Source organism: Streptomyces sp. XY006, assembly GCF_002237655.1.
In the GTDB taxonomy this organism is placed as follows: domain Bacteria; phylum Actinomycetota; class Actinomycetes; order Streptomycetales; family Streptomycetaceae; genus Streptomyces; species Streptomyces levis.
Map to the genome: position 1 here is coordinate 1 of NZ_NOKT01000046.1, position 19,146 is coordinate 19,146.

Consider the following 19,146-nt stretch of genomic DNA (forward strand, 5'->3'; position numbering starts at 1 on the left):
GCCGCCCGCCGGATGCTGCTCGCCGCGGCCCTCGCCGGCCGGGCGCGCGCCGGCTACCACGGCGCCCGCCACCGCCGCGCCGCCGCGGCGGCCCTGGAGAGCGTCCTCGTCGGCTCCGCCACCGGCGGCCGGCTCACCGCCTTCGTGCCCGTCACCGGCGGCCGGCCCCTCGCCGTACGCCTCCACCAGGCCCTCTTCGCCGCCCGGGAGGCCATCGACTACCAGCGCGCCACGGGCGGCATGGACGCCTTCGACGCGGCGGTCGAGGCCGGGGTGAGCCACGAGCTCACCGAGTCCCTCGTCGCCCTGGTCCGGGGCACCGAGGGCGCCCGGATCGCCGTCGCGTGGGCCCCGGGGGCCGGGGTGCCCGAGGGCTGCTCGGCCACCGCCGAGCCCGTGGAGTTCTCACCCGGCGACCTGCCCGCGCTGCGCGACGCCGGCGCCCGCTACCTGCGCGAGGAGCCCGCCGTACCGGTGCGGATCACCGGGGCCGTCACCCGCATGCGCCGGTCCGGGCCGCGGGGCGAGGGCACCGTCCGGCTGCGCGTGCTGGCCGGGGCCGACGTGCCGCACGTCCGGATCACCCTCGACGAGGAGGCGTACCGGATCGCCGGGCACGCCCACCTGGTCGGACTGCCGGTGCGGGTGCACGGACGGCTGGAGAGCCGGGGCGGGTTCCGCCGCCTCACCGGCGCCCACGGCGTCGTCCCCGTGCAGGTCGACGACGCCGAGCGGGACCGGCTGCTGAAGGAGCTCCAGGAGAACGTCGACTTCTTCGAGGAGGCCTGCGGAGGGGACTGCGGGGACTGATTTCGCCCCGGGTGGTCCCGGGTCGGTACGATCCTTACTCGTGCGTGCGCTCCGGTATGGCGCCGCAGCCCCCTTCAGTCAGGAGAGACCGGTGTCAGACGTCCGTGTGATCATCCAACGCGATTCCGAGCGGGAAGAACGCGTGGTGACGACGGGCACTACGGCCGCCGAGCTCTTCGCCGGCGAGCGCTCGGTCATCGCCGCGCGCGTGGCCGGCGAGCTCAAGGACCTGTCGTACGCGCTGTCGGACGGCGACGAGGTCGAGGGCGTCGAGATCTCCTCCGAGGACGGTCTGAACATCCTGCGCCACTCCACCGCGCACGTCATGGCGCAGGCCGTGCAGGAGCTCTTCCCCGAGGCCAAGCTCGGCATCGGCCCGCCCGTCAAGGACGGCTTCTACTACGACTTCGACGTCGAGAAGCCGTTCACGCCCGAGGATCTCAAGGCCATCGAGAAGAAGATGCAGGAGATCCAGAAGCGCGGGCAGCGCTTCTCCCGCCGTGTGGTCACCGACGAGGCCGCCCGCGAGGAGCTGGCCGGTGAGCCGTACAAGCTGGAGCTGATCGGCCTCAAGGGCTCCGCCTCCTCCGACGACGGCGCGGACGTCGAGGTCGGCGCCGGCGAGCTGACGATCTACGACAACCTGGACGCCAAGACCGGCGAGCTGTGCTGGAAGGACCTCTGCCGCGGTCCCCACCTGCCCACCACCCGGAACATCCCGGCGTTCAAGCTGATGCGCAACGCGGCCGCCTACTGGCGCGGCAGCGAGAAGAACCCCATGCTCCAGCGCATCTACGGCACCGCCTGGCCCACCAAGGACGAGCTGAAGGCGCACCTGGAGTTCCTCGCCGAGGCCGAGAAGCGCGACCACCGCAAGCTGGGCAGCGAGCTCGACCTGTTCTCCATCCCGGAGCAGATCGGCTCCGGCCTCGCCGTCTTCCACCCCAAGGGCGGCATCATCCGCCGGGTCATGGAGGACTACTCGCGCAAGCGGCACGAGGAGGCGGGCTACGAGTTCGTCTACACCCCGCACGCGACGAAGGGGAAGCTCTTCGAGACCTCGGGCCACCTGGACTGGTACGCCGACGGCATGTACCCGCCCATGCAGCTCGACGAGGGCGTGGACTACTACCTCAAGCCCATGAACTGCCCGATGCACAACCTGATCTTCGACGCGCGCGGCCGGTCCTACCGCGAACTGCCGCTGCGCCTGTTCGAGTTCGGCACCGTGTACCGGTACGAGAAGTCGGGCGTCGTGCACGGCCTGACCCGCGCCCGCGGCTTCACCCAGGACGACGCGCACATCTACTGCACGCGCGAGCAGATGTCCGAGGAGCTCGACAAGCTGCTCACCTTCGTGCTGGAGCTGCTGCGCGACTACGGCCTGACCGACTTCTACCTGGAGCTGTCCACCAAGGACCCGGAGAAGTTCGTCGGCTCCGACGAGGCCTGGGAGGAGGCGACCGAGACGCTGCGCCAGGTCGCCGAGAAGCAGGGCCTGCCCCTCGTCCCGGACCCGGGCGGCGCCGCCTTCTACGGCCCGAAGATCTCCGTCCAGGCCAAGGACGCCATCGGCCGCACCTGGCAGATGTCGACCATCCAGCTCGACTTCAACCTGCCCGAGCGCTTCGACCTGGAGTACACCTCCGCCGACGGCTCCAAGCAGCGCCCGGTCATGATCCACCGCGCGCTGTTCGGCTCGATCGAGCGCTTCTTCGCGGTGCTCCTGGAGCACTACGCGGGCGCCTTCCCGGCCTGGCTGGCCCCGGTCCAGGCGCTCGGCATCCCGATCGGCGACGCGCACGTCGAGTACCTGGAGAAGTTCGCCGCCGCGGCCAGGAGGAAGGGCCTGCGCGTGGAGGTCGACTCCTCCTCCGACCGGATGCAGAAGAAGATCCGCAACGCCCAGAAGCAGAAGGTGCCCTTCATGGTCATCGCGGGCGACGAGGACATGTCGAACGGCTCGGTGTCCTTCCGCTACCGCGACGGCTCGCAGGAGAACGGCATCCCGTTCGACGAGGCCATCGCGAAGATCCAGAAGGTCGTCGAGGAGCGCGCGCAGGTCTGATCGCACGGCGCACGGGCCCCCGGGCGATCCCGGGGGCCTTTGCCGTCCCCCCAGCTCGACGCCATATGCTGCACTGCATGACGAGTGAGCCGGAGCAGCAGCTGGGAGTGGGGACGCAGGACGCGTTCCAGCGTCTGTGGACGCCCCATCGGATGGCCTACATCCAGGGCGAGAACAAGCCGACCGGCCCGGGCGCCGGCGACGGCTGCCCCTTCTGCTCGATCCCGGCCAAGTCCGACGAGGACGGGCTGGTCGTCCGCCGCGGCGAGCAGGTCTACGCCGTGCTCAACCTCTACCCGTACAACGGCGGGCACCTGATGACCGTGCCCTACCGGCACGTCGCCGACTACACCGACCTGACGGTCGCGGAGACCGCCGAGCTCGGTGAACTCACCAAGCAGGCCATGACGGCCCTGCGCACGGCCTCCGGCGCGCACGGCTTCAACATCGGCATGAACCAGGGCTCCGTCGCCGGCGCCGGCATCGCGGCGCACCTGCACCAGCACATCGTGCCGCGGTGGGGCGGGGACACGAACTTCATGCCGGTGGTGGGCCACACGCGGGTGCTGCCGCAGCTGCTGGCCGACACCAGGAAGATGCTGGCGGAGGCCTGGCCGGCCGTCTGAGCCGTCCGGCGCCCGAGGACGAGGCCGTTCGGGCCGGCGGGGGTCCGGGGGCGAAGCCCCCGGGAACACCAGCCCTCACCGGCCCGGGGCCGGTCACCTACGCGTCGTACAGGTCGGCCTTCTTCGGCGCAGCCTCCTGCACCGCCCCGCTGAGCGCCGCCGAGCGCGCCCCGAACTTCTCCACGTTCACGCCGTTCTCCCGCAGCACCTTCAGCGCGGCGGCGTGCACCACCCGCAGCACCGGCGTCGCCGCCCGCAGCGCGTCGTCCGCCATGAACCGGTGCCGCCACGGCTGGTCCGCCCACGCGTGCCGCAGACCGAACGGCTCCGGCAGCGTCAGACTCCCGCCCAGCCAGTTCAGCAGCGGCGGGTACCAGGTCAGCGGGGCCCGCGCGGCCAGCCGTACCACCTCGTCGGCGTCGATCAGCGGGAGCTTCACGGTGCGGGTCTCCCAGAAGCGCAGCGACTTCTGCACCGTCTTCTCCCTGGCCGCCGGCTTCTCGTTGAACAGCGGGTTGACCGGGCCCAGGGCGTGACCGGTGACCTCGATGCGCAGCGTGTCGTGCAGCACGGTCACCGTGATCAGCATCGTGATCACCAGGTGGCCGTCCCACAGGGTCCACTGCACGCCCAGGTAGTGCCGGTCGCCGCTGCCGAACTGCTGCTTGTTGCAGATCTCCTGCACGGCGTGCGTCCGGACCGTGTACGCGTCGACGTCCGTGCCGCTCGGCCGGGACACCTCCGTCGCCTTCTCGCCGATCGGCGTGACCACCCAGTGCGTGATGGTCGGCTTGGGGAAGCCGCCGGTGTTGATCGACGTGCGTTCCAGCATGCCCAGGCCGCCCTGGATCGCCACGATGACGTCCCAGCTGCGGAACGGATGGAAGTCCTTGCCCGGCTCGGCCGAGACCAGCTCCTCGGCCAGCTGCCAGCTGCCCCAGCGGGTGCCCATGCCGAGGATGCCCTTGGGACCGGCGTAGAAGGCCGAGTTGGAGCGCTGCTCGGCGGCGAGGCGGGCCAGCTCCTTGCGGACCTGCTCGGCCGCGTCACCCGGCGTGCCCGGCACCGCCTCGGGGATCTTGGCGCCGACGCCACCGCCGGACAGCAGGCTCGACCAGCGCTCGCGCAGGTCGCGGGCCGTGCGCTCGCAGATCAGCTTCGCCCAGAACCAGCCGACCACCGGCATCACGATCGCCAGGCGCGCGTACCACGCCCAGAAGCCGGTGAACGGCATGCGCAGCAGGAACAGCACCGCCAGGGCGCCCACGGCGACCAGCAGCGTCGTGGCGAGGGCGCCGGCGCGCTTGTCCTCCCGCCTGGCCATGGTCGTGCGCAGCGTGAACACCAGCAGCCACACCAGGAAGCCGGGCAGGAACAGTACCCCGCAGATCACCGTGATCGCCGAGAGCATGTTGTCGCGGTCGCGGCGGATGCGGTGGGCCGCCAGGCAGTGCTCCACGACGACCTGGGGCTCGATGCCGAAGGACTGGATGACCGGCTTGCGCCCGGCGCCCAGCATGCGGTCGATGATCGCGCGGGAGAAGGCCTCGCCGAACCGGGGGCGGAAGATCTTCGCCCACGGGCGCGGCGGGGTCACCTTCGACTGATGCCACTCGTTGTCGGCGTCGAGGATCTTGGTGACCTCGTCGTCCCGGTACGCCGCCGCGGCCAGCGCGTACGTCGCCGCCGTCTGGCCGCTCGCGCCCGCCACGGGCACCTGGGCCCCGGGACTGAAGTCGAATCCGTCCGTCACTGCCGCCCCCATCGCTGCCGCATCTGCATCTGCGGCCTTCCCGACTTCCGCGCTCCGCACACCTGTTGATCAGGTCATCAGCGTATCGGCACGCACGCGCGGCCGTCGGCGGACGGCCCGCAAGCCGCCCGCCGACCCGGAACGGAGCCCTCAAGGGGGCAGTTGGAGGCGCCGGGGCGCCAACTAGGAGGCCACGCGCGCCTCTTCGCGCACCCGGTCCGCGACCTGCTGCGGCATCGGCTCGTGGCGCGCGTAGCGGCGGCTGAAGCGGGCCGTGCCGTGGGTCATCGACCGCAGATCGATGGCGTAGCGGCCGATCTCGATCTCGGGCACCTCGGCCCGGATCAGGGTGCGCCCGCCGGGCGTCTGCTCGGTGCCGAGCACCCGGCCGCGCCGCCCCGACAGGTCGCTCATCACGGCGCCCACGAAGTCGTCGCCGACCAGCACCGACACCTCGGCCACCGGCTCCAGCAGATGGATCCTCGCGTCGGCCGCGGCCTCCCGCAGCGCGAGCGCCCCGGCCGTCTGGAACGCGGCGTCGGAGGAGTCCACCGAGTGCGCCTTGCCGTCCAGCAGCGTCACGCGGACGTCGATCAGCGGATGCCCGGCGGCGACCCCCTTGGCGGCCTGGGTGCGGACGCCCTTCTCCACCGACGGGATGAACTGCCGGGGCACCGCGCCGCCGACGACCTTGTCCACGAACTCGATGCCGGAGCCGCCCGGCAGCGGCTCGACCTCGATCTCGCAGATGGCGAACTGCCCGTGCCCGCCGGACTGCTTGACGTGCCGGCCGCGCCCGGCCGCCCGGGTCGCGAACGTCTCGCGCAGCGACACCCGGTGCGGGACGACGTCGACCTGGACGCCGTAGCGGCTGCGCAGCCGCTCCAGGGCCACGTCCGCGTGCGCCTCGCCCAGGCACCACAGCACCACCTGGTGGGTGTCCTGGTTCTGTTCCAGCCGCATCGTCGGGTCCTCGGCCACCAGCCGGGCCAGGCCCTGCGACAGCTTGTCCTCGTCCGGTTTGCTGTGCGCCTGGATGGCCAGCGGCAGCAGCGGGTCGGGCATCTGCCACGGCTCCATCAGCAGCGGGTCGTCCTTGGCGGACAGGGTGTCGCCGGTCTCGGCGCGGCTCAGCTTGGCCACGCACGCCAGATCGCCGGCGATGACGTGCGAGACCGGGCGCTGCTGCTTGCCGAACGGCGTGGACAGGGCGCCGATCCGCTCGTCCACGTCGTGGTCCTCGTGGCCCCGGTCGGCGAGCCCGTGCCCGGAGACGTGGACCGTCTGGTCGGCCCGCAGGGTGCCGGAGAAGACGCGGATCAGCGACAGCCGGCCCACGTACGGGTCCGAGGACGTCTTCACGACCTCCGCGACCAGCGGCGCGTCCGGATCACAGGGCTTGAGCTCGCGCGGCTCGCCGTCGATCGTGGTGACCCGCACCGTCTCGTGCTCCAGCGGCGTCGGGAAGCCACCGGTGATCAGCTCCAGCAGCTCCACCGTGCCGAGTCCCTGCCGGGCGCCCCCGGCCGCGGGGGCGGCGGCCAGGACGGGGAAGAAGACCCCGCGCGCCACGGCCCGCTCCAGGTCGTCGATCAGGGTCTTGACGTCGACCGGCTCCCCGCCGAGGTAGCGGTCCATGAGGGTCTCGTCCTCGCTCTCCGAGATGATCCCCTCGATCAGCCGGTTGCGGGCCTCCTCGATCAGCGGCAGCTGCTCCTCGCCCGGCTCCGACTCCTTGCGCTCGCCGCTCGCGTAGTCGAACAGCTTCTGCGACAGCAGCCCGATCAGCCCGGTCACGGGCGCGTGCCCGTCGGGCGCCTGCGGGCCGTGCAGCGGCAGGTAGAGCGGCAGCACCGCGTCGGGGTCGTCCGCGCCGAAGGCCTCCGCGCAGATCCGGGTCATCTCCTCGAAGTCGGCGCGGGCCGCCTCCAGGTGCGTGACGACGATGGCCCGGGGCATCCCCACGGCCGCGCACTCCTCCCACACCATGCGCGTCGAGCCGTCCACGCCGTCCGAGGCCGAGACGACGAAGAGGGCCGCGTCCGCCGCGCGCAGACCGGCCCTGAGCTCACCGACGAAGTCGGCGTATCCGGGGGTGTCCAGAAGGTTGACCTTGATGCCGTCCCATTCGACGGGCACCAGGGAGAGCTGCACCGAGCGCTGCTGCCGGTGCTCGATGTCGTCGTAGTCGGAGACGGTGCCGCCGTCCTCCACGCGGCCCGCCCGGTTCACCGCCCCCGCGGTCAGCGCGAGGGCCTCCACCAACGTGGTCTTGCCCGATCCGGAGTGGCCGACCAGCACCACATTCCGTACGGACTGGGGGTGGTCGGCCGCCTGTGCCCTGCCGGCGGCCCCAGGGTGTGTCTGTGCCTTGTCGCCCATGATCCTGCCTCCCGTGCACGGTGAGGTCACTGTGGGCGCGGACACGCGGCTCCGCCTGCGGTGCGGCTCCTGCGACGCCCGCGGTCATTCGACCTTCCCACTCCCGTCACGGCGCGTCCATACGAGCGACGGGATCGCGCCTCCCACCAGCTCTCCGGCGGTTCGACCGAAGGGGTCCGGGTGCCCGCCCCTCGCCCGCACGCGCGCGTGGCTACGATGGGCCAGCCGGTGGCCAGCAGGGGCCAGACGGCGACACCGACCCTCGGGAAGGCCATGCTGAACAAGTACGCGCGTGCATTCTTCACGCGTGTCCTCACACCGTTCGCCGCGTTTCTGATCCGCCGGGGCGTCAGCCCCGACACGGTCACGCTCATCGGCACCGCCGGGGTGGTGGCGGGCGCGCTGGTCTTCTACCCCATGGGCGAGTTCTTCTGGGGCACGGTCGTGATCACGCTGTTCGTGTTCTCCGACCTCGTCGACGGCAACATGGCCCGCCAGCTCGGCCGGTCCAGCCGCTGGGGCGCCTTCCTCGACTCCACGCTCGACCGGGTCGCCGACGGCGCGATCTTCGGCGGTTTCATCCTCTGGTACGCCGGCGGTGGCGACGACCTGGTGCTGTGCGCCGTCTCGATCTTCTGCCTGGCCAGCGGGCAGGTCGTGTCGTACACCAAGGCCCGCGGCGAGTCGATCGGCCTGCCGGTCGCGGTCAACGGGCTCGTCGAGCGCGCCGAGCGGCTGGTGATCTCCCTGGTCGCCGCCGGTCTCGCGGGCCTGCACGCGTTCGGTGTCCCGGGCATCCAGTACCTGCTGCCGGTCGCCCTGTGGATCGTCGCCGTGGGCAGCCTCGTCACGCTGATCCAGCGGGTCGTCACGGTCCGCCGGGAGTCCGCCGAGGCCGAGGCGGCCACGGCCCCGCAGGACCGCACCGGCGCGCAGGACAATGGAGGCAAGCAGCAGAACGCCTCCCACGGGAGCGAGGCGGCCACGTGAGCGCCCAGGACCGGTTGACGGACGCGCTGTACGGCCTCGGCTGGAGCACCGTCAAAAAACTCCCCGAGCCGGTCGCCGTACGGCTCGGGCGCACCATCGCCGACGCCGCGTGGAAGCAGCGCGGCAAGGGCGTGCAGCGCCTGGAGAGCAACTACGCGCGCGTGGTGCCCGGGGCGAGCCCCGAGCGCCTCGCCGAGCTCTCCCGCGCGGGCATGCGGTCGTATCTGCGCTACTGGATGGAGTCCTTCCGTCTGCCGGCCTGGAGCAGGGAGCGGATCGCCGAGGGCTTCACCGCCAAGGACCTGCACTACCTCACCGAGGGCATGGCCGCGGGCAAGGGCGTCGTACTCGCCCTGCCGCACCTGGCCAACTGGGACCTCGCCGGCGCCTGGGTCACCACCAGGCTCGGCATCCCCTTCACCACGGTCGCCGAGCGCCTCAAGCCCGAGACGCTCTACGACCGGTTCGTCGCCTACCGCGAGGGCCTCGGCATGGAGGTCCTGCCGCACAGCGGCGGCACCGCCTTCGGCACCCTGGCCCGGCGGCTGCGCGACGGCGGCCTGGTCTGCCTGGTCGCCGACCGCGACCTGTCCGCCTCCGGCGTGGAGGTGGACTTCTTCGGCGACACCGCCCGGATGCCCGCCGGACCCGCCCTGCTCGCCCAGCAGACGGGCGCCCTGCTGCTGCCCGTCACCCTCTGGTACGACGACACGCCCGTGATGCGCGGCCGCGTCCACCCGCCGGTCGAGGTGCCCGAGTCAGGCACACGCGCCGAGAAGACGTCCGTCATGACGCAGGCGCTGGCCGACGCCTTCGCCACCGGGATCGCCGACCATCCGGAGGACTGGCACATGCTGCAGCGCCTGTGGCTCGCGGATCTCGACCCCGCGAAGGGACGCCCGTGAGGATCGGCATCGTCTGCCCCTACTCCTGGGACGTCCCGGGCGGGGTCCAGTTCCACATCCGCGACCTCGCCGAGTACTTCCTGCGCCTCGGCCACGAGGTGTCCGTCCTGGCCCCGGCCGACGACGACACCCCGCTGCCGCCGTACGTCGTCTCGGCCGGGCGCGCGGTGCCGGTGCCGTACAACGGCTCGGTGGCCCGGCTCAACTTCGGCTTCCTCAGCGCCGCCCGGGTGCGCCGCTGGCTGCACGACGGCGCGTTCGACGTGATCCACATCCACGAGCCGACCTCCCCGTCGCTGGGCCTGCTGGCCTGCTGGGCCGCCCAGGGGCCCATCGTGGCGACCTTCCACACGTCCAACCCGCGCTCCCGCGCCATGATCGCCGCGTACTCGATCCTCCAGGCCGCCCTGGAGAAGATCAGCGCCCGGATCGCGGTGAGCGAGTACGCCCGGCGCACGCTCGTGGAGCACCTCGGCGGGGACGCGGTGGTGATCCCGAACGGCGTCGACGTCGACTTCTTCGCCCAGGCAGAGCCCAAGGCCGAGTGGCAGGGCGACACGATCGGCTTCATCGGGCGCATCGACGAGCCCCGCAAGGGCCTGCCGGTGCTGATGAAGGCCCTGCCGAAGATCCTCGCCGCCCGGCCCGGGGCCCGGCTGCTGGTCGCCGGACGCGGCGACGAGAAGGAGGCCGTGGAGTCCCTGCCCGTCGAGCTGCGCCCCCGCGTGGAGTTCCTCGGCATGGTCAGCGACGAGGACAAGGCCCGCTTCCTGCGCAGCGTCGACCTGTACGTCGCGCCCAACACCGGCGGCGAGAGCTTCGGCATCATCCTCGTCGAGGCCATGTCCGCCGGAGCGCCCGTCCTCGCCTCCGACCTGGACGCCTTCGCCCAGGTCCTGGACCGGGGAGCGGCGGGCGAACTGTTCCCCAACGAGGACGCCGACGCCCTGGCCGACGCGGCCGTACGCCTCCTGGGCGACCCGGAGCGGCGCGCGGAACTGCGTGAGCGGGGCAGCGCCCATGTGCGCCGCTTCGACTGGTCGACCGTCGGCGCGGACATCCTCTCCGTCTACGAGACGGTGACCGCGGGCGCGGCGGCGGTCGCCGAGGACGAACGGACCACCGGCCTGTGGGGCCGACTGGGCCTGACACGCGACTGAGCCCCACCGACCGCCCACGACCCACACCGCGCCCCACCGGGCCGGCGCGGCGCCTGGGCGCGAGACCGTGCGAGGCGTACCACCAGCCCGTCCGGCGACTGCGGACGAGACCCGCGGCGCGCACCATCCGGTCCGTGCGGCGTGCAGGGACGAGACCGTGCGACGCGCACGACCGGACCGGTGCGGCGTGTGGGAAAGAGGTCTGTCAGGCGCACCACCGGGTCCGTGCGGCGACTGCGGGCGGCACCGTGCCGGGCGCGCTACCGAGCCCGTGCGACGGCTGGGGCGAGTGCGCGCGGGGCGCGGGGGGCGGGCCGTTCAGTCCGTCCGGTGACTGAGGACGAGGCTGTTCGGGGGGCGCGGGGCGCGCGCTGTTCAGCCCGTCCCGCGCTTGAGGACGAGGCCGTTCAGGCCGGCAGCGGCTGGCCGGGGGCGGCAGCCTCCGGTACGGCCGGGCGAGGTCCCAGCCCGGGCACGACACCCGGCAGGCCCGGCGGAGCGCCCCGGTAGCCTCTTGGCCCGTGACCGCAACCCTCATCTGGATCCTCGTCGCCCTCGTGGCGATCGGCCTCTACCTGAGCTGGACGGCCGGGCGACTGGACCGGCTGCACGCCCGCATCGACGCCGCCCGCGCCGCGCTCGACGCGCAACTGCTGCGCCGCGCCTCCGTCGCCCAGGAGCTGGCCACCTCCGGCGTGCTCGACCCGGCCGCGTCGATCGTCCTCTACGAGGCCGCGCACGCCGCCCGGCAGGCCGAGGAGGAGCAGCGGGAGGTCGCCGAGAGCGAGCTGAGCCAGGCGCTGCGGGCCGTGTTCGAGGAACCCGCGCAGGTGGAGGCGGTGCGCGGCGCGCCCGGGGGAGAGGAAGCGGCCCGGGAGCTCACCGAGGCGGTCCGCCGGGTGCCGATGGCCCGGCGCTTCCACAACGACGCCGTACGCGCCGCCCGGGCCCTGCGCCGGCACCGCAAGGTGCGCTGGTTCCGCCTGGCCGGCCACGCGCCCTTCCCCCTGGCCTTCGAGATGGACGACGAGCCTCCGGCGGCCCTGGTGGACCGCTCCGCCTGACCCCGTTCACCTGCCGTTTTCCGCCGGCCCCCGCGAAAAGGATCCACGGCGTTCCCATTGGCCCTTGATGTGGCCTGGTCCCCTCACGTTTCCTCGGTGCTGCAGAAAACCCTCTTTCCCATCAGCGAGGTCATCCGTGTCCATCTCCGAAAACCAGGCTCCCGAGACCGGCACCGCCCGTGTGAAGCGCGGCATGGCCGAGCAGCTCAAGGGCGGCGTCATCATGGACGTCGTCACCCCGGAGCAGGCGAAGATCGCCGAGGACGCGGGCGCCGTCGCCGTCATGGCCCTGGAGCGGGTCCCTGCCGACATCCGCAAGGACGGCGGCGTGGCCCGCATGTCCGACCCCGACATGATCGAGGGCATCATCGACGCCGTCTCGATCCCGGTCATGGCCAAGTCCCGCATCGGCCACTTCGTCGAGGCCCAGGTGCTGCAGTCGCTCGGCGTCGACTACATCGACGAGTCCGAGGTGCTCACCCCGGCCGACGAGGTCAACCACTCCGACAAGTGGGCGTTCACCACGCCGTTCGTCTGCGGCGCCACCAACCTGGGCGAGGCCCTGCGCCGCATCGCCGAGGGCGCGGCGATGATCCGCTCCAAGGGCGAGGCCGGCACCGGCAACGTCGTCGAGGCCGTGCGCCACCTGCGCCAGATCAAGAACGAGATCGCCAGGCTGCGCGGCTTCGACAACCACGAGCTGTACGCCGCCGCCAAGGAGCTGCGCGCCCCCTACGAGCTCGTCAAGGAGGTCGCCGAGCTCGGCAAGCTCCCGGTCGTGCTGTTCTCCGCCGGCGGCGTCGCCACCCCGGCCGACGCGGCCCTGATGCGCCAGCTCGGCGCCGAGGGCGTCTTCGTCGGCTCCGGCATCTTCAAGTCCGGCGACCCGGCCAAGCGCGCCGCCGCCATCGTGAAGGCCACCACCTTCTACGACGACCCGAAGATCATCGCGGACGCCTCCCGCAACCTGGGCGAGGCCATGGTCGGCATCAACTGCGACACCCTCCCCGAGACCGAGCGCTACGCCAACCGCGGCTGGTAAAGCACCCATGACCGAAGCACCTGTCATAGGCGTCCTGGCCCTCCAGGGCGACGTACGGGAGCACCTGGTGGCCCTGGCCGCGGCCGACGCCGTGGCCAGGCCGGTGCGGCGCCCCGAGGAACTCGCCGAGGTGGACGGCCTGGTCATCCCCGGCGGGGAGTCCACGACCATCTCGAAGCTGGCCGTGCTGTTCGGCGTGATGGAGCCGCTCCGCGCGCGCGTGCGGGACGGCATGCCCGTCTACGGCACCTGCGCCGGCATGATCATGCTGGCCGACAAGATCCTGGACCCGCGCTCGGGCCAGGAGACCATCGGCGGCATCGACATGATCGTGCGCCGCAACGCCTTCGGCCGGCAGAACGAGTCCTTCGAGGCGGCCGTCGAGCTGAAGGGCGTCGACGGCGACCCCGTGGAGGGCGTCTTCATCCGCGCCCCGTGGGTCGAGTCCGTCGGCGCCCGGGCCGAGGTGCTCGCCGAGCACGACGGCCACATCGTCGCCGTCCGCCAGGGCAACGCGCTGGCCACGTCGTTCCACCCGGAGCTGACCGGCGACCACCGCGTGCACGCCCTGTTCGTCGCCATGGTGAGGGCGAACCGGACAGCCGACTCCTTGTAGGATTCCTGCGTTCGTTGCTGAGATGGGTTACGCGAAGGAGACAGGCAGATGTCCGGCCACTCTAAATGGGCCACGACGAAGCACAAGAAGGCCGTCATCGATGCCAAGCGCGGCAAGCTCTTCGCGAAGCTGATCAAGAACATCGAGGTGGCGGCCCGGATGGGCGGCGCCGACCCCGAGGGCAACCCGACGCTCTACGACGCCATCCAGAAGGCGAAGAAGTCGTCGGTCCCCAACAAGAACATCGACTCGGCGGTCAAGCGCGGCGCGGGCCTGGAGGCCGGCGGCGCCGACTACGAGACGATCATGTACGAGGGCTACGGCCCGAACGGTGTCGCGGTGCTCATCGAGTGCCTCACCGACAACCGCAACCGCGCGGCCTCCGAGGTCCGCGTCGCCATGACCCGCAACGGCGGCTCCATGGCCGACCCGGGCTCGGTGTCGTACCTGTTCAACCGCAAGGGCGTCGTGATCGTCCCCAAGGGCGAGCTGTCCGAGGACGACGTCCTCGGCGCCGTCCTGGACGCCGGTGCCGAGGAGGTCAACGACCTCGGCGAGACCTTCGAGGTCATCAGCGAGGCCACCGACCTGGTCGCGGTCCGCACCGCCCTGCAGGACGCCGGCATCGACTACGACTCCGCCGACGCCAACTTCGTCCCGACCATGCAGGTCGAGCTGGACGAGGAGGGCGCCAAGAAGATCTTCAAGCTGATCGACGCGCTGGAGGACAGCGACGACGTGCAGAACGTCTTCGCCAACTTCGACGTCAGCGACGAGGTCATGGAGAAGGTCGACGCCTGACCCGCGCACGAGAGCAACGGGCCGACGGGACACACCCCGTCGGCCCGTCGCGTTGTCGGTGGCACCCGATAGCCTGCACAAACAGGTGACCGAAAAGGAGGGCCCGGTGCGCGTGCTGGGGGTGGACCCGGGACTGACCCGGTGCGGTGTGGGCGTCGTCGAGGGCGTCGCCGGACGGCCGCTCACGATGATCGGCGTGGGCGTGGTCCGCACCCCCGCCGACGCGGAGCTGGGCCACCGCCTCGTCGCCGTCGAGCAGGGCATCGAGCAGTGGCTCGACGAGCACCGCCCCGAGTTCGTCGCGGTGGAGCGCGTCTTCAGCCAGCACAACGTCCGCACGGTGATGGGCACGGCCCAGGCCAGTGCCGTCGCCATGCTCTGCGCCGCCCGCCGCGGGATCCCCGTGGCGCTGCACACGCCCAGTGAGGTCAAGGCCGCCGTCACCGGCAGCGGCCGGGCCGACAAGGCCCAGGTGGGCGCGATGGTCACCCGGCTGCTCCGGCTCGGCGCACCGCCCAAGCCCGCCGACGCGGCCGACGCCCTCGCCCTCGCCATCTGCCACATCTGGCGCGCCCCCGCCCAGAACCGGCTCCAGCAGGCCGTCGCCCTGCACACCGCCACAGCACCGACCCGAGCATCGAAAGGCCGTACGGCATGATCGCCTTCGTCAGCGGCACAGTGGCCGCACTCGCCCCGGACGCCGCGGTCGTCGAGGTCGGCGGGGTCGGCATGGCCGTCCAGTGCACGCCGAACACGCTGTCCACGCTCCGCATGGGCCAGCCGGCCAAGCTCCACACGTCCCTGGTCGTGCGCGAGGACTCCCTCACCCTGTACGGCTTCGCCGACGACGACGAGCGGCAGGTCTTCGAACTGCTCCAGACCGCGAGCGGCGTCGGACCGCGGCTCGCCCAGGCCATGCTCGCCGTGCACACCCCCGACGCCCTGCGCCGGGCCGTCTCCACCGCCGACGAGAAGGCCCTCACGGCCGTCCCCGGCATCGGCAAGAAGGGCGCCCAGAAGCTGCTGCTGGAGCTGAAGGACCGGCTCGGCGCCCCGGTCGGCGCGCCCGCCGTCGGCGCCCCGGCCGGCACCGGCTGGCGCGACCAGCTGCACGCGGCCCTCATCGGCCTCGGGTACGCGACCCGCGAGGCCGACGAGGCCGTCGCCGCCGTGGCCCCCCGGGCCGAGGCCGCCGAGGGCACACCCCAGGTGGGCCAGTTGCTCAAGGCCGCCCTGCAGACCCTGAACCGCGCCCGCTGACCCCCACGACCCGAGGCACATCACATGAACTGGGACGACACGACCGACGCCGAGGCCGCCGAGCGGCTGGTCGGTCCGGTCGCCGACCGTGAGGACCAGGCCGTCGAGGCCGCCCTGCGCCCCAAGGACCTCGGCGAGTTCATCGGCCAGGAGAAGGTCCGCGAACAGCTCGACCTCGTCCTGCGCGCCGCACGCGCGCGCGGTGCCACCGCCGACCACGTGCTGCTCTCCGGCGCCCCCGGCCTCGGCAAGACCACCCTGTCGATGATCATCGCGGCCGAGATGGGCGCCCCCATCCGCATCACGTCGGGCCCCGCCATCCAGCACGCCGGCGACCTCGCCGCGATCCTCTCCTCGCTCCAGGAGGGCGAGGTCCTCTTCCTCGACGAGATCCACCGCATGTCCCGGCCCGCCGAGGAGATGCTGTACATGGCGATGGAGGACTTCCGCGTCGACGTGATCGTCGGCAAGGGCCCCGGCGCCACCGCCATCCCGCTGGAGCTGCCCCCCTTCACCCTGGTCGGCGCCACCACCCGGGCCGGCCTGCTGCCGCCCCCGCTGCGCGACCGCTTCGGCTTCACCGCGCACATGGAGTTCTACGAACCGGCCGAACTGGAACGGGTCGTCCACCGCTCGGCGAACCTTCTGGAGGTCGAGATCGACGCGGCGGGCGCCGCCGAGATCGCCGGCCGCTCCCGCGGCACCCCGCGCATCGCCAACCGCCTGCTGCGCCGCGTCCGCGACTACGCGCAGGTCAAGGCCGACGGGTTGATCACGCGGGACATCGCCGCGGCCGCCCTCGCCGTCTACGAGGTGGACGCGCGCGGCCTCGACCGCCTCGACCGGGCCGTGCTGGAAGCCCTGCTCAAGCTGTTCGGCGGCGGCCCGGTCGGCCTGTCCACGCTCGCTGTCGCGGTGGGGGAGGAGCGTGAGACCGTGGAAGAGGTGGCCGAACCCTTCCTCGTGCGGGAGGGACTGCTCGCCCGCACCCCGCGCGGTCGGGTCGCCACGCCCGCCGCCTGGGCGCACCTCGGTCTCACCCCGCCCCGCTCGCAGACCGCCGGAAACGGACAACAGGACCTGTTCGGGGCGTGACGGCGCCGTCGCCGCTCCGGGTCGGCGAGGACAGTGGCCGGAGCAGGAACCCCGGTGCCATGCTGAGCGTTGTTCCATGCGCGCGGACTCGCTTAGACTCCGCCGATGCCGCCTTTGTCGGCGGCGTACACACCCCCAACCATCTGGCCGCTCACAGCGCGGTCGTGTGAAGGAAGTACCGACCCGTGAGTCTCCTGACCCTCCTCCCGTTCATCGTGCTCATCGGGGCCATGTTCCTGATGACCCGATCGGCCAAGAAGAAGCAGCAGCAGGCCGTGGAGATGCGGAACCAAATGCAGCCCGGCAGCGGTGTCCGCACCATCGGGGGCATGTACGCCACGGTCAAGGAGGTCAACGAGGACACCGTCCTCCTCGACGCCGGGCCGGGCGTCGAGCTCCTCTTCGCCAAGAACGCCATCGGTGCCGTCCTCACCGACGACGAGTACAACCGTATCGTCCACGGCATCGAGCACGACCTGAAGTCCGACGCCGACCTCGTGCCGGACGACGCCTCCTCCCTCACCGAGACCGGCGACCCCGCCACCGACGCCCCCGCTGACGACAAGGCCGTCGACCTCGGCAAGAAGGACACGGCCGACGAACCGGCCGACGAGGCCCCGGCCGGCGAGGCGAAGACGGACGCAGAGCCGAAGAAGACCGACGGCGACTCCGAGGCGAAGTAGTCGTGTCCCGGGGTGCGCGGGCCGGGTCCCGCGCACCCCGGGCCACGCCTGGCTCGCACGGAATCCCGACACCATGTGATGGCCGCCCGTCCGCCGACCCGGAGCGAGGCGGCCCGAGAGGGAGTACGAGAAGGTGGCCACACCTAAAAAGGGCCGGAGCGCGAGCGCCCAGAGCAAGCCGGGGCGCTCGCTGGCCCTGATCCTGATCGCCATCGCGGCGCTCACCGGCGGAATGTTCGCCTCGGGGCACACGACCCCGCGCCTCGGCATCGACCTCGCCGGCGGCACGAGCATCACGCTCCGCGCGGTCCCCGAGGCCGGCAACGAGTCGGCGATCAACAAGACCAACATGGACACCGCAGTCTCCATCATGGAGCGCCGTGTCAATGGTCTGGGCGTCTCCGAGTCCGAGGTCCAGACGCAGGGCCGGGAAAACATCATCGTCAACATTCCCAAGGGCACCAACTCGGAGCAGGCCCGCAAGCAGGTCGGCACCACCGCCAAGCTCTACTTCCGCCCGGTCCTCGCCACCGAGGTCTCCGGCGGCGGCACGGCCCCGTCCCCGAGCCCCACGGGCAGCCCCTCGGGCCAGCCGTCCGGCAAGGCCAGTGACAAGCCGGAGGCCACCGACAAGGGATCCGGATCCCCGTCCGCCTCTCCCACCACGCAGGGCCGTGCGGTCACGGACGCGCTCAAGGCCGACGCCACGCCCTCCGCGAGCGCCTCCGACCCGGCGAAGTCCAGCCCCTCGCCGTCCGCGAGCGGCGGCTCCGACGCCGCCGCCGGCAAGCTCCAGGAGCAGTACGCCAAGCTCGACTGCACCGACGAGAAGACCCGCTCCACCGTCGGCGACACCGCCAAGGCCTCCGACCCGACGCTGGCCTGCGGCCAGAACGCGCAGGGCCAGTGGCAGAAGTACATCCTCGGCCCCGCCGAGGTCGACGGCACGGACGTCGACAAGGCCCAGGCCGTCCTGAACACCCAGACCGGTGCCGGCTGGACCGTCACCATGGACTTCACGGACGGCGGCGCCAAGAAGTTCGCGGACATCACCGGCAAGCTGGCGCAGAACCAGTCGCCGCAGAACCAGTTCGCGATCGTCCTCGACGGTGACGTGGTCTCCGACCCGTACGTCCGCCAGGCGCTGACCGGCGGCAACGCCGAGATCTCGGGCAACTTCAACCAGCAGTCGGCGCAGGAACTGGCCAACATGCTGACGTACGGCGCGCTGCCGCTGACCTTCAAGGTCGACAGCATGACCACCGTGACCGCCGCGCTCGGCGGTGACCAGCTGCAGGCCGGTCTGATCGCCGGCGCGATCGGCCTCGCGCTGGTCGTCATCTACCTGCTGGCCTACTACCGCGGTCTGTCCTTCATCGCGATCCTGTCGCTGCTGGTCTCGGCCGCCCTGACCTACACGATCATGTCGCTGCTCGGCCCGACGATCGGCTTCGCGCTGAACCTCCCGGCCGTCTGCGGCGCCATCGTCGCCATCGGCATCACGGCGGACTCGTTCATCGTGTACTTCGAACGTGTCCGTGACGAGATCCGCGAGGGCCGCTCGCTGCGTCCCGCCGTCGAGCGGGCCTGGCCGCGCGCCCGGCGCACCATCCTGGTCTCCGACTTCGTGTCGTTCCTCGCCGCCGCGGTGCTGTTCATCGTGACCGTCGGCAAGGTCCAGGGCTTCGCGTTCACGCTCGGTCTGACCACCCTGCTCGACGTGGTCGTCGTGTTCCTCTTCACCAAGCCGCTGCTGACGCTGATGGCCCGCCGCCCGTTCTTCGCGAACGGCCACAAGTGGTCCGGCCTCGACCCGAAGAGCCTGGGTGCCCAGCCCCCGCTGCGCCGCACCCGCCGCCCCGCCGCCCCCGTCGACCCCAAGGAGGCCTGA

The 19,146-nt window shown here is 71.9% G+C and carries 17 protein-coding genes; 15 read left to right on the forward strand and 2 right to left on the reverse strand.

Annotation, left to right across the window (positions count from 1 at the left end):
* From CHR28_RS35095 to CHR28_RS35105, 3 genes are all read left to right on the forward strand, one after another.
* Positions 1-810, forward strand: an 810-nt coding sequence (locus tag CHR28_RS35095) for a hypothetical protein (RefSeq protein WP_094057771.1), incomplete at its 5' end; no start/stop codon positions are given.
* 91 nt (positions 811-901) lie between these two features.
* Positions 902-2,878: a threonine--tRNA ligase gene (gene thrS, locus CHR28_RS35100; protein WP_094057772.1), complete on the forward strand. Its 1,977-nt coding sequence runs from the start codon at positions 902-904 to the stop codon at positions 2,876-2,878.
* Positions 2,879-2,943: 65 nt separating this feature from the next.
* Positions 2,944-3,504 (forward strand): HIT family protein, encoded by a 561-nt coding sequence (locus CHR28_RS35105; protein ID WP_094057773.1) that lies wholly within the window; start codon positions 2,944-2,946, stop codon positions 3,502-3,504.
* 97 nt (positions 3,505-3,601) lie between these two features.
* Here the strand turns inward: CHR28_RS35105 and CHR28_RS35110 are convergent, their stop codons facing one another.
* Together CHR28_RS35110 and CHR28_RS35115 are read right to left on the reverse strand one after the other, a co-directional pair.
* Positions 3,602-5,269, reverse strand: a complete 1,668-nt coding sequence (locus CHR28_RS35110; protein ID WP_094057774.1) for a hypothetical protein — start codon at positions 5,267-5,269, stop codon at positions 3,602-3,604.
* 171 nt (positions 5,270-5,440) lie between these two features.
* Entirely contained in the window at positions 5,441-7,639 is a 2,199-nt protein-coding gene (locus CHR28_RS35115; RefSeq protein WP_094057775.1) for an elongation factor G-like protein EF-G2, read from the reverse strand.
* 216 nt (positions 7,640-7,855) lie between these two features.
* Between CHR28_RS35115 and pgsA the strand changes: the two genes are divergently transcribed.
* The 12 genes from pgsA to secD all read left to right on the forward strand — a co-directional run bounded on the left by pgsA (position 7,856) and on the right by secD (position 19,146).
* Complete coding sequence (gene pgsA, locus CHR28_RS35120; protein ID WP_094057776.1) at positions 7,856-8,629, forward strand: phosphatidylinositol phosphate synthase; 774 nt, start codon at positions 7,856-7,858, stop codon at positions 8,627-8,629.
* On the forward strand, positions 8,626-9,534 hold the full coding sequence (locus tag CHR28_RS35125; RefSeq protein ID WP_094057777.1) for a phosphatidylinositol mannoside acyltransferase: 909 nt from the start codon (positions 8,626-8,628) through the stop codon (positions 9,532-9,534). Before pgsA ends, CHR28_RS35125 begins: the two co-directional genes overlap by 4 nt.
* Complete coding sequence (locus CHR28_RS35130; protein WP_094057778.1) at positions 9,531-10,694, forward strand: glycosyltransferase family 4 protein; 1,164 nt, start codon at positions 9,531-9,533, stop codon at positions 10,692-10,694. The genes CHR28_RS35125 and CHR28_RS35130 overlap by 4 nt, the downstream gene beginning before the upstream one ends.
* Before the next feature lie 521 nt (positions 10,695-11,215).
* Positions 11,216-11,758, forward strand: a complete 543-nt coding sequence (locus tag CHR28_RS35135) for a hypothetical protein (protein WP_094057779.1) — start codon at positions 11,216-11,218, stop codon at positions 11,756-11,758.
* 136 nt (positions 11,759-11,894) lie between these two features.
* Positions 11,895-12,800, forward strand: coding sequence for a pyridoxal 5'-phosphate synthase lyase subunit PdxS (pdxS, locus tag CHR28_RS35140; protein ID WP_094057780.1), 906 nt, complete (start codon positions 11,895-11,897; stop codon positions 12,798-12,800).
* Positions 12,801-12,807: 7 nt separating this feature from the next.
* Positions 12,808-13,416 carry a pyridoxal 5'-phosphate synthase glutaminase subunit PdxT gene (pdxT, locus tag CHR28_RS35145; RefSeq protein ID WP_094057781.1) on the forward strand — a complete coding sequence of 203 codons (609 nt, stop codon included), beginning with the start codon at positions 12,808-12,810 and terminating at the stop codon, positions 13,414-13,416.
* 48 nt (positions 13,417-13,464) lie between these two features.
* Positions 13,465-14,217, forward strand: coding sequence for a YebC/PmpR family DNA-binding transcriptional regulator (locus tag CHR28_RS35150; RefSeq protein ID WP_094057782.1), 753 nt, complete (start codon positions 13,465-13,467; stop codon positions 14,215-14,217).
* Positions 14,218-14,323: 106 nt separating this feature from the next.
* Entirely contained in the window at positions 14,324-14,875 is a 552-nt protein-coding gene (gene ruvC, locus CHR28_RS35155) for a crossover junction endodeoxyribonuclease RuvC (protein WP_094057783.1), read from the forward strand.
* Positions 14,872-15,477: a Holliday junction branch migration protein RuvA gene (ruvA, locus tag CHR28_RS35160; RefSeq protein WP_094057784.1), complete on the forward strand. Its 606-nt coding sequence runs from the start codon at positions 14,872-14,874 to the stop codon at positions 15,475-15,477. The genes ruvC and ruvA overlap by 4 nt, the downstream gene beginning before the upstream one ends.
* Positions 15,478-15,501: 24 nt before the next feature.
* Entirely contained in the window at positions 15,502-16,572 is a 1,071-nt protein-coding gene (ruvB, locus tag CHR28_RS35165) for a Holliday junction branch migration DNA helicase RuvB (protein ID WP_094057785.1), read from the forward strand.
* A 185-nt stretch (positions 16,573-16,757) separates the two neighbouring features.
* Positions 16,758-17,255 (forward strand): preprotein translocase subunit YajC, encoded by a 498-nt coding sequence (gene yajC, locus CHR28_RS35170; RefSeq protein ID WP_094057786.1) that lies wholly within the window; start codon positions 16,758-16,760, stop codon positions 17,253-17,255.
* 133 nt (positions 17,256-17,388) lie between these two features.
* Positions 17,389-19,146: a protein translocase subunit SecD gene (secD, locus tag CHR28_RS35175; protein WP_094057787.1), complete on the forward strand. Its 1,758-nt coding sequence runs from the start codon at positions 17,389-17,391 to the stop codon at positions 19,144-19,146.

Bases quoted from the DNA above. Each gene is read 5' to 3' on its own strand.
- CHR28_RS35105 (WP_094057773.1), top strand. From the start codon at position 2,944: ATGCTGCACTGCATGACGAGTGAGCCGGAGCAGCAGCTGGGAGTGGGG.
- CHR28_RS35110 (WP_094057774.1), bottom strand. From the start codon at position 5,269: ATGGGGGCGGCAGTGACGGACGGATTCGACTTCAGTCCCGGGGCCCAG.
- CHR28_RS35115 (WP_094057775.1), bottom strand. From the start codon at position 7,639: ATGGGCGACAAGGCACAGACACACCCTGGGGCCGCCGGCAGGGCACAG.
- pgsA (WP_094057776.1), top strand. From the start codon at position 7,856: ATGGGCCAGCCGGTGGCCAGCAGGGGCCAGACGGCGACACCGACCCTC.
- pdxT (WP_094057781.1), top strand. From the start codon at position 12,808: ATGACCGAAGCACCTGTCATAGGCGTCCTGGCCCTCCAGGGCGACGTA.
- CHR28_RS35150 (WP_094057782.1), top strand. From the start codon at position 13,465: ATGTCCGGCCACTCTAAATGGGCCACGACGAAGCACAAGAAGGCCGTC.
- ruvA (WP_094057784.1), top strand. From the start codon at position 14,872: ATGATCGCCTTCGTCAGCGGCACAGTGGCCGCACTCGCCCCGGACGCC.
- ruvB (WP_094057785.1), top strand. From the start codon at position 15,502: ATGAACTGGGACGACACGACCGACGCCGAGGCCGCCGAGCGGCTGGTC.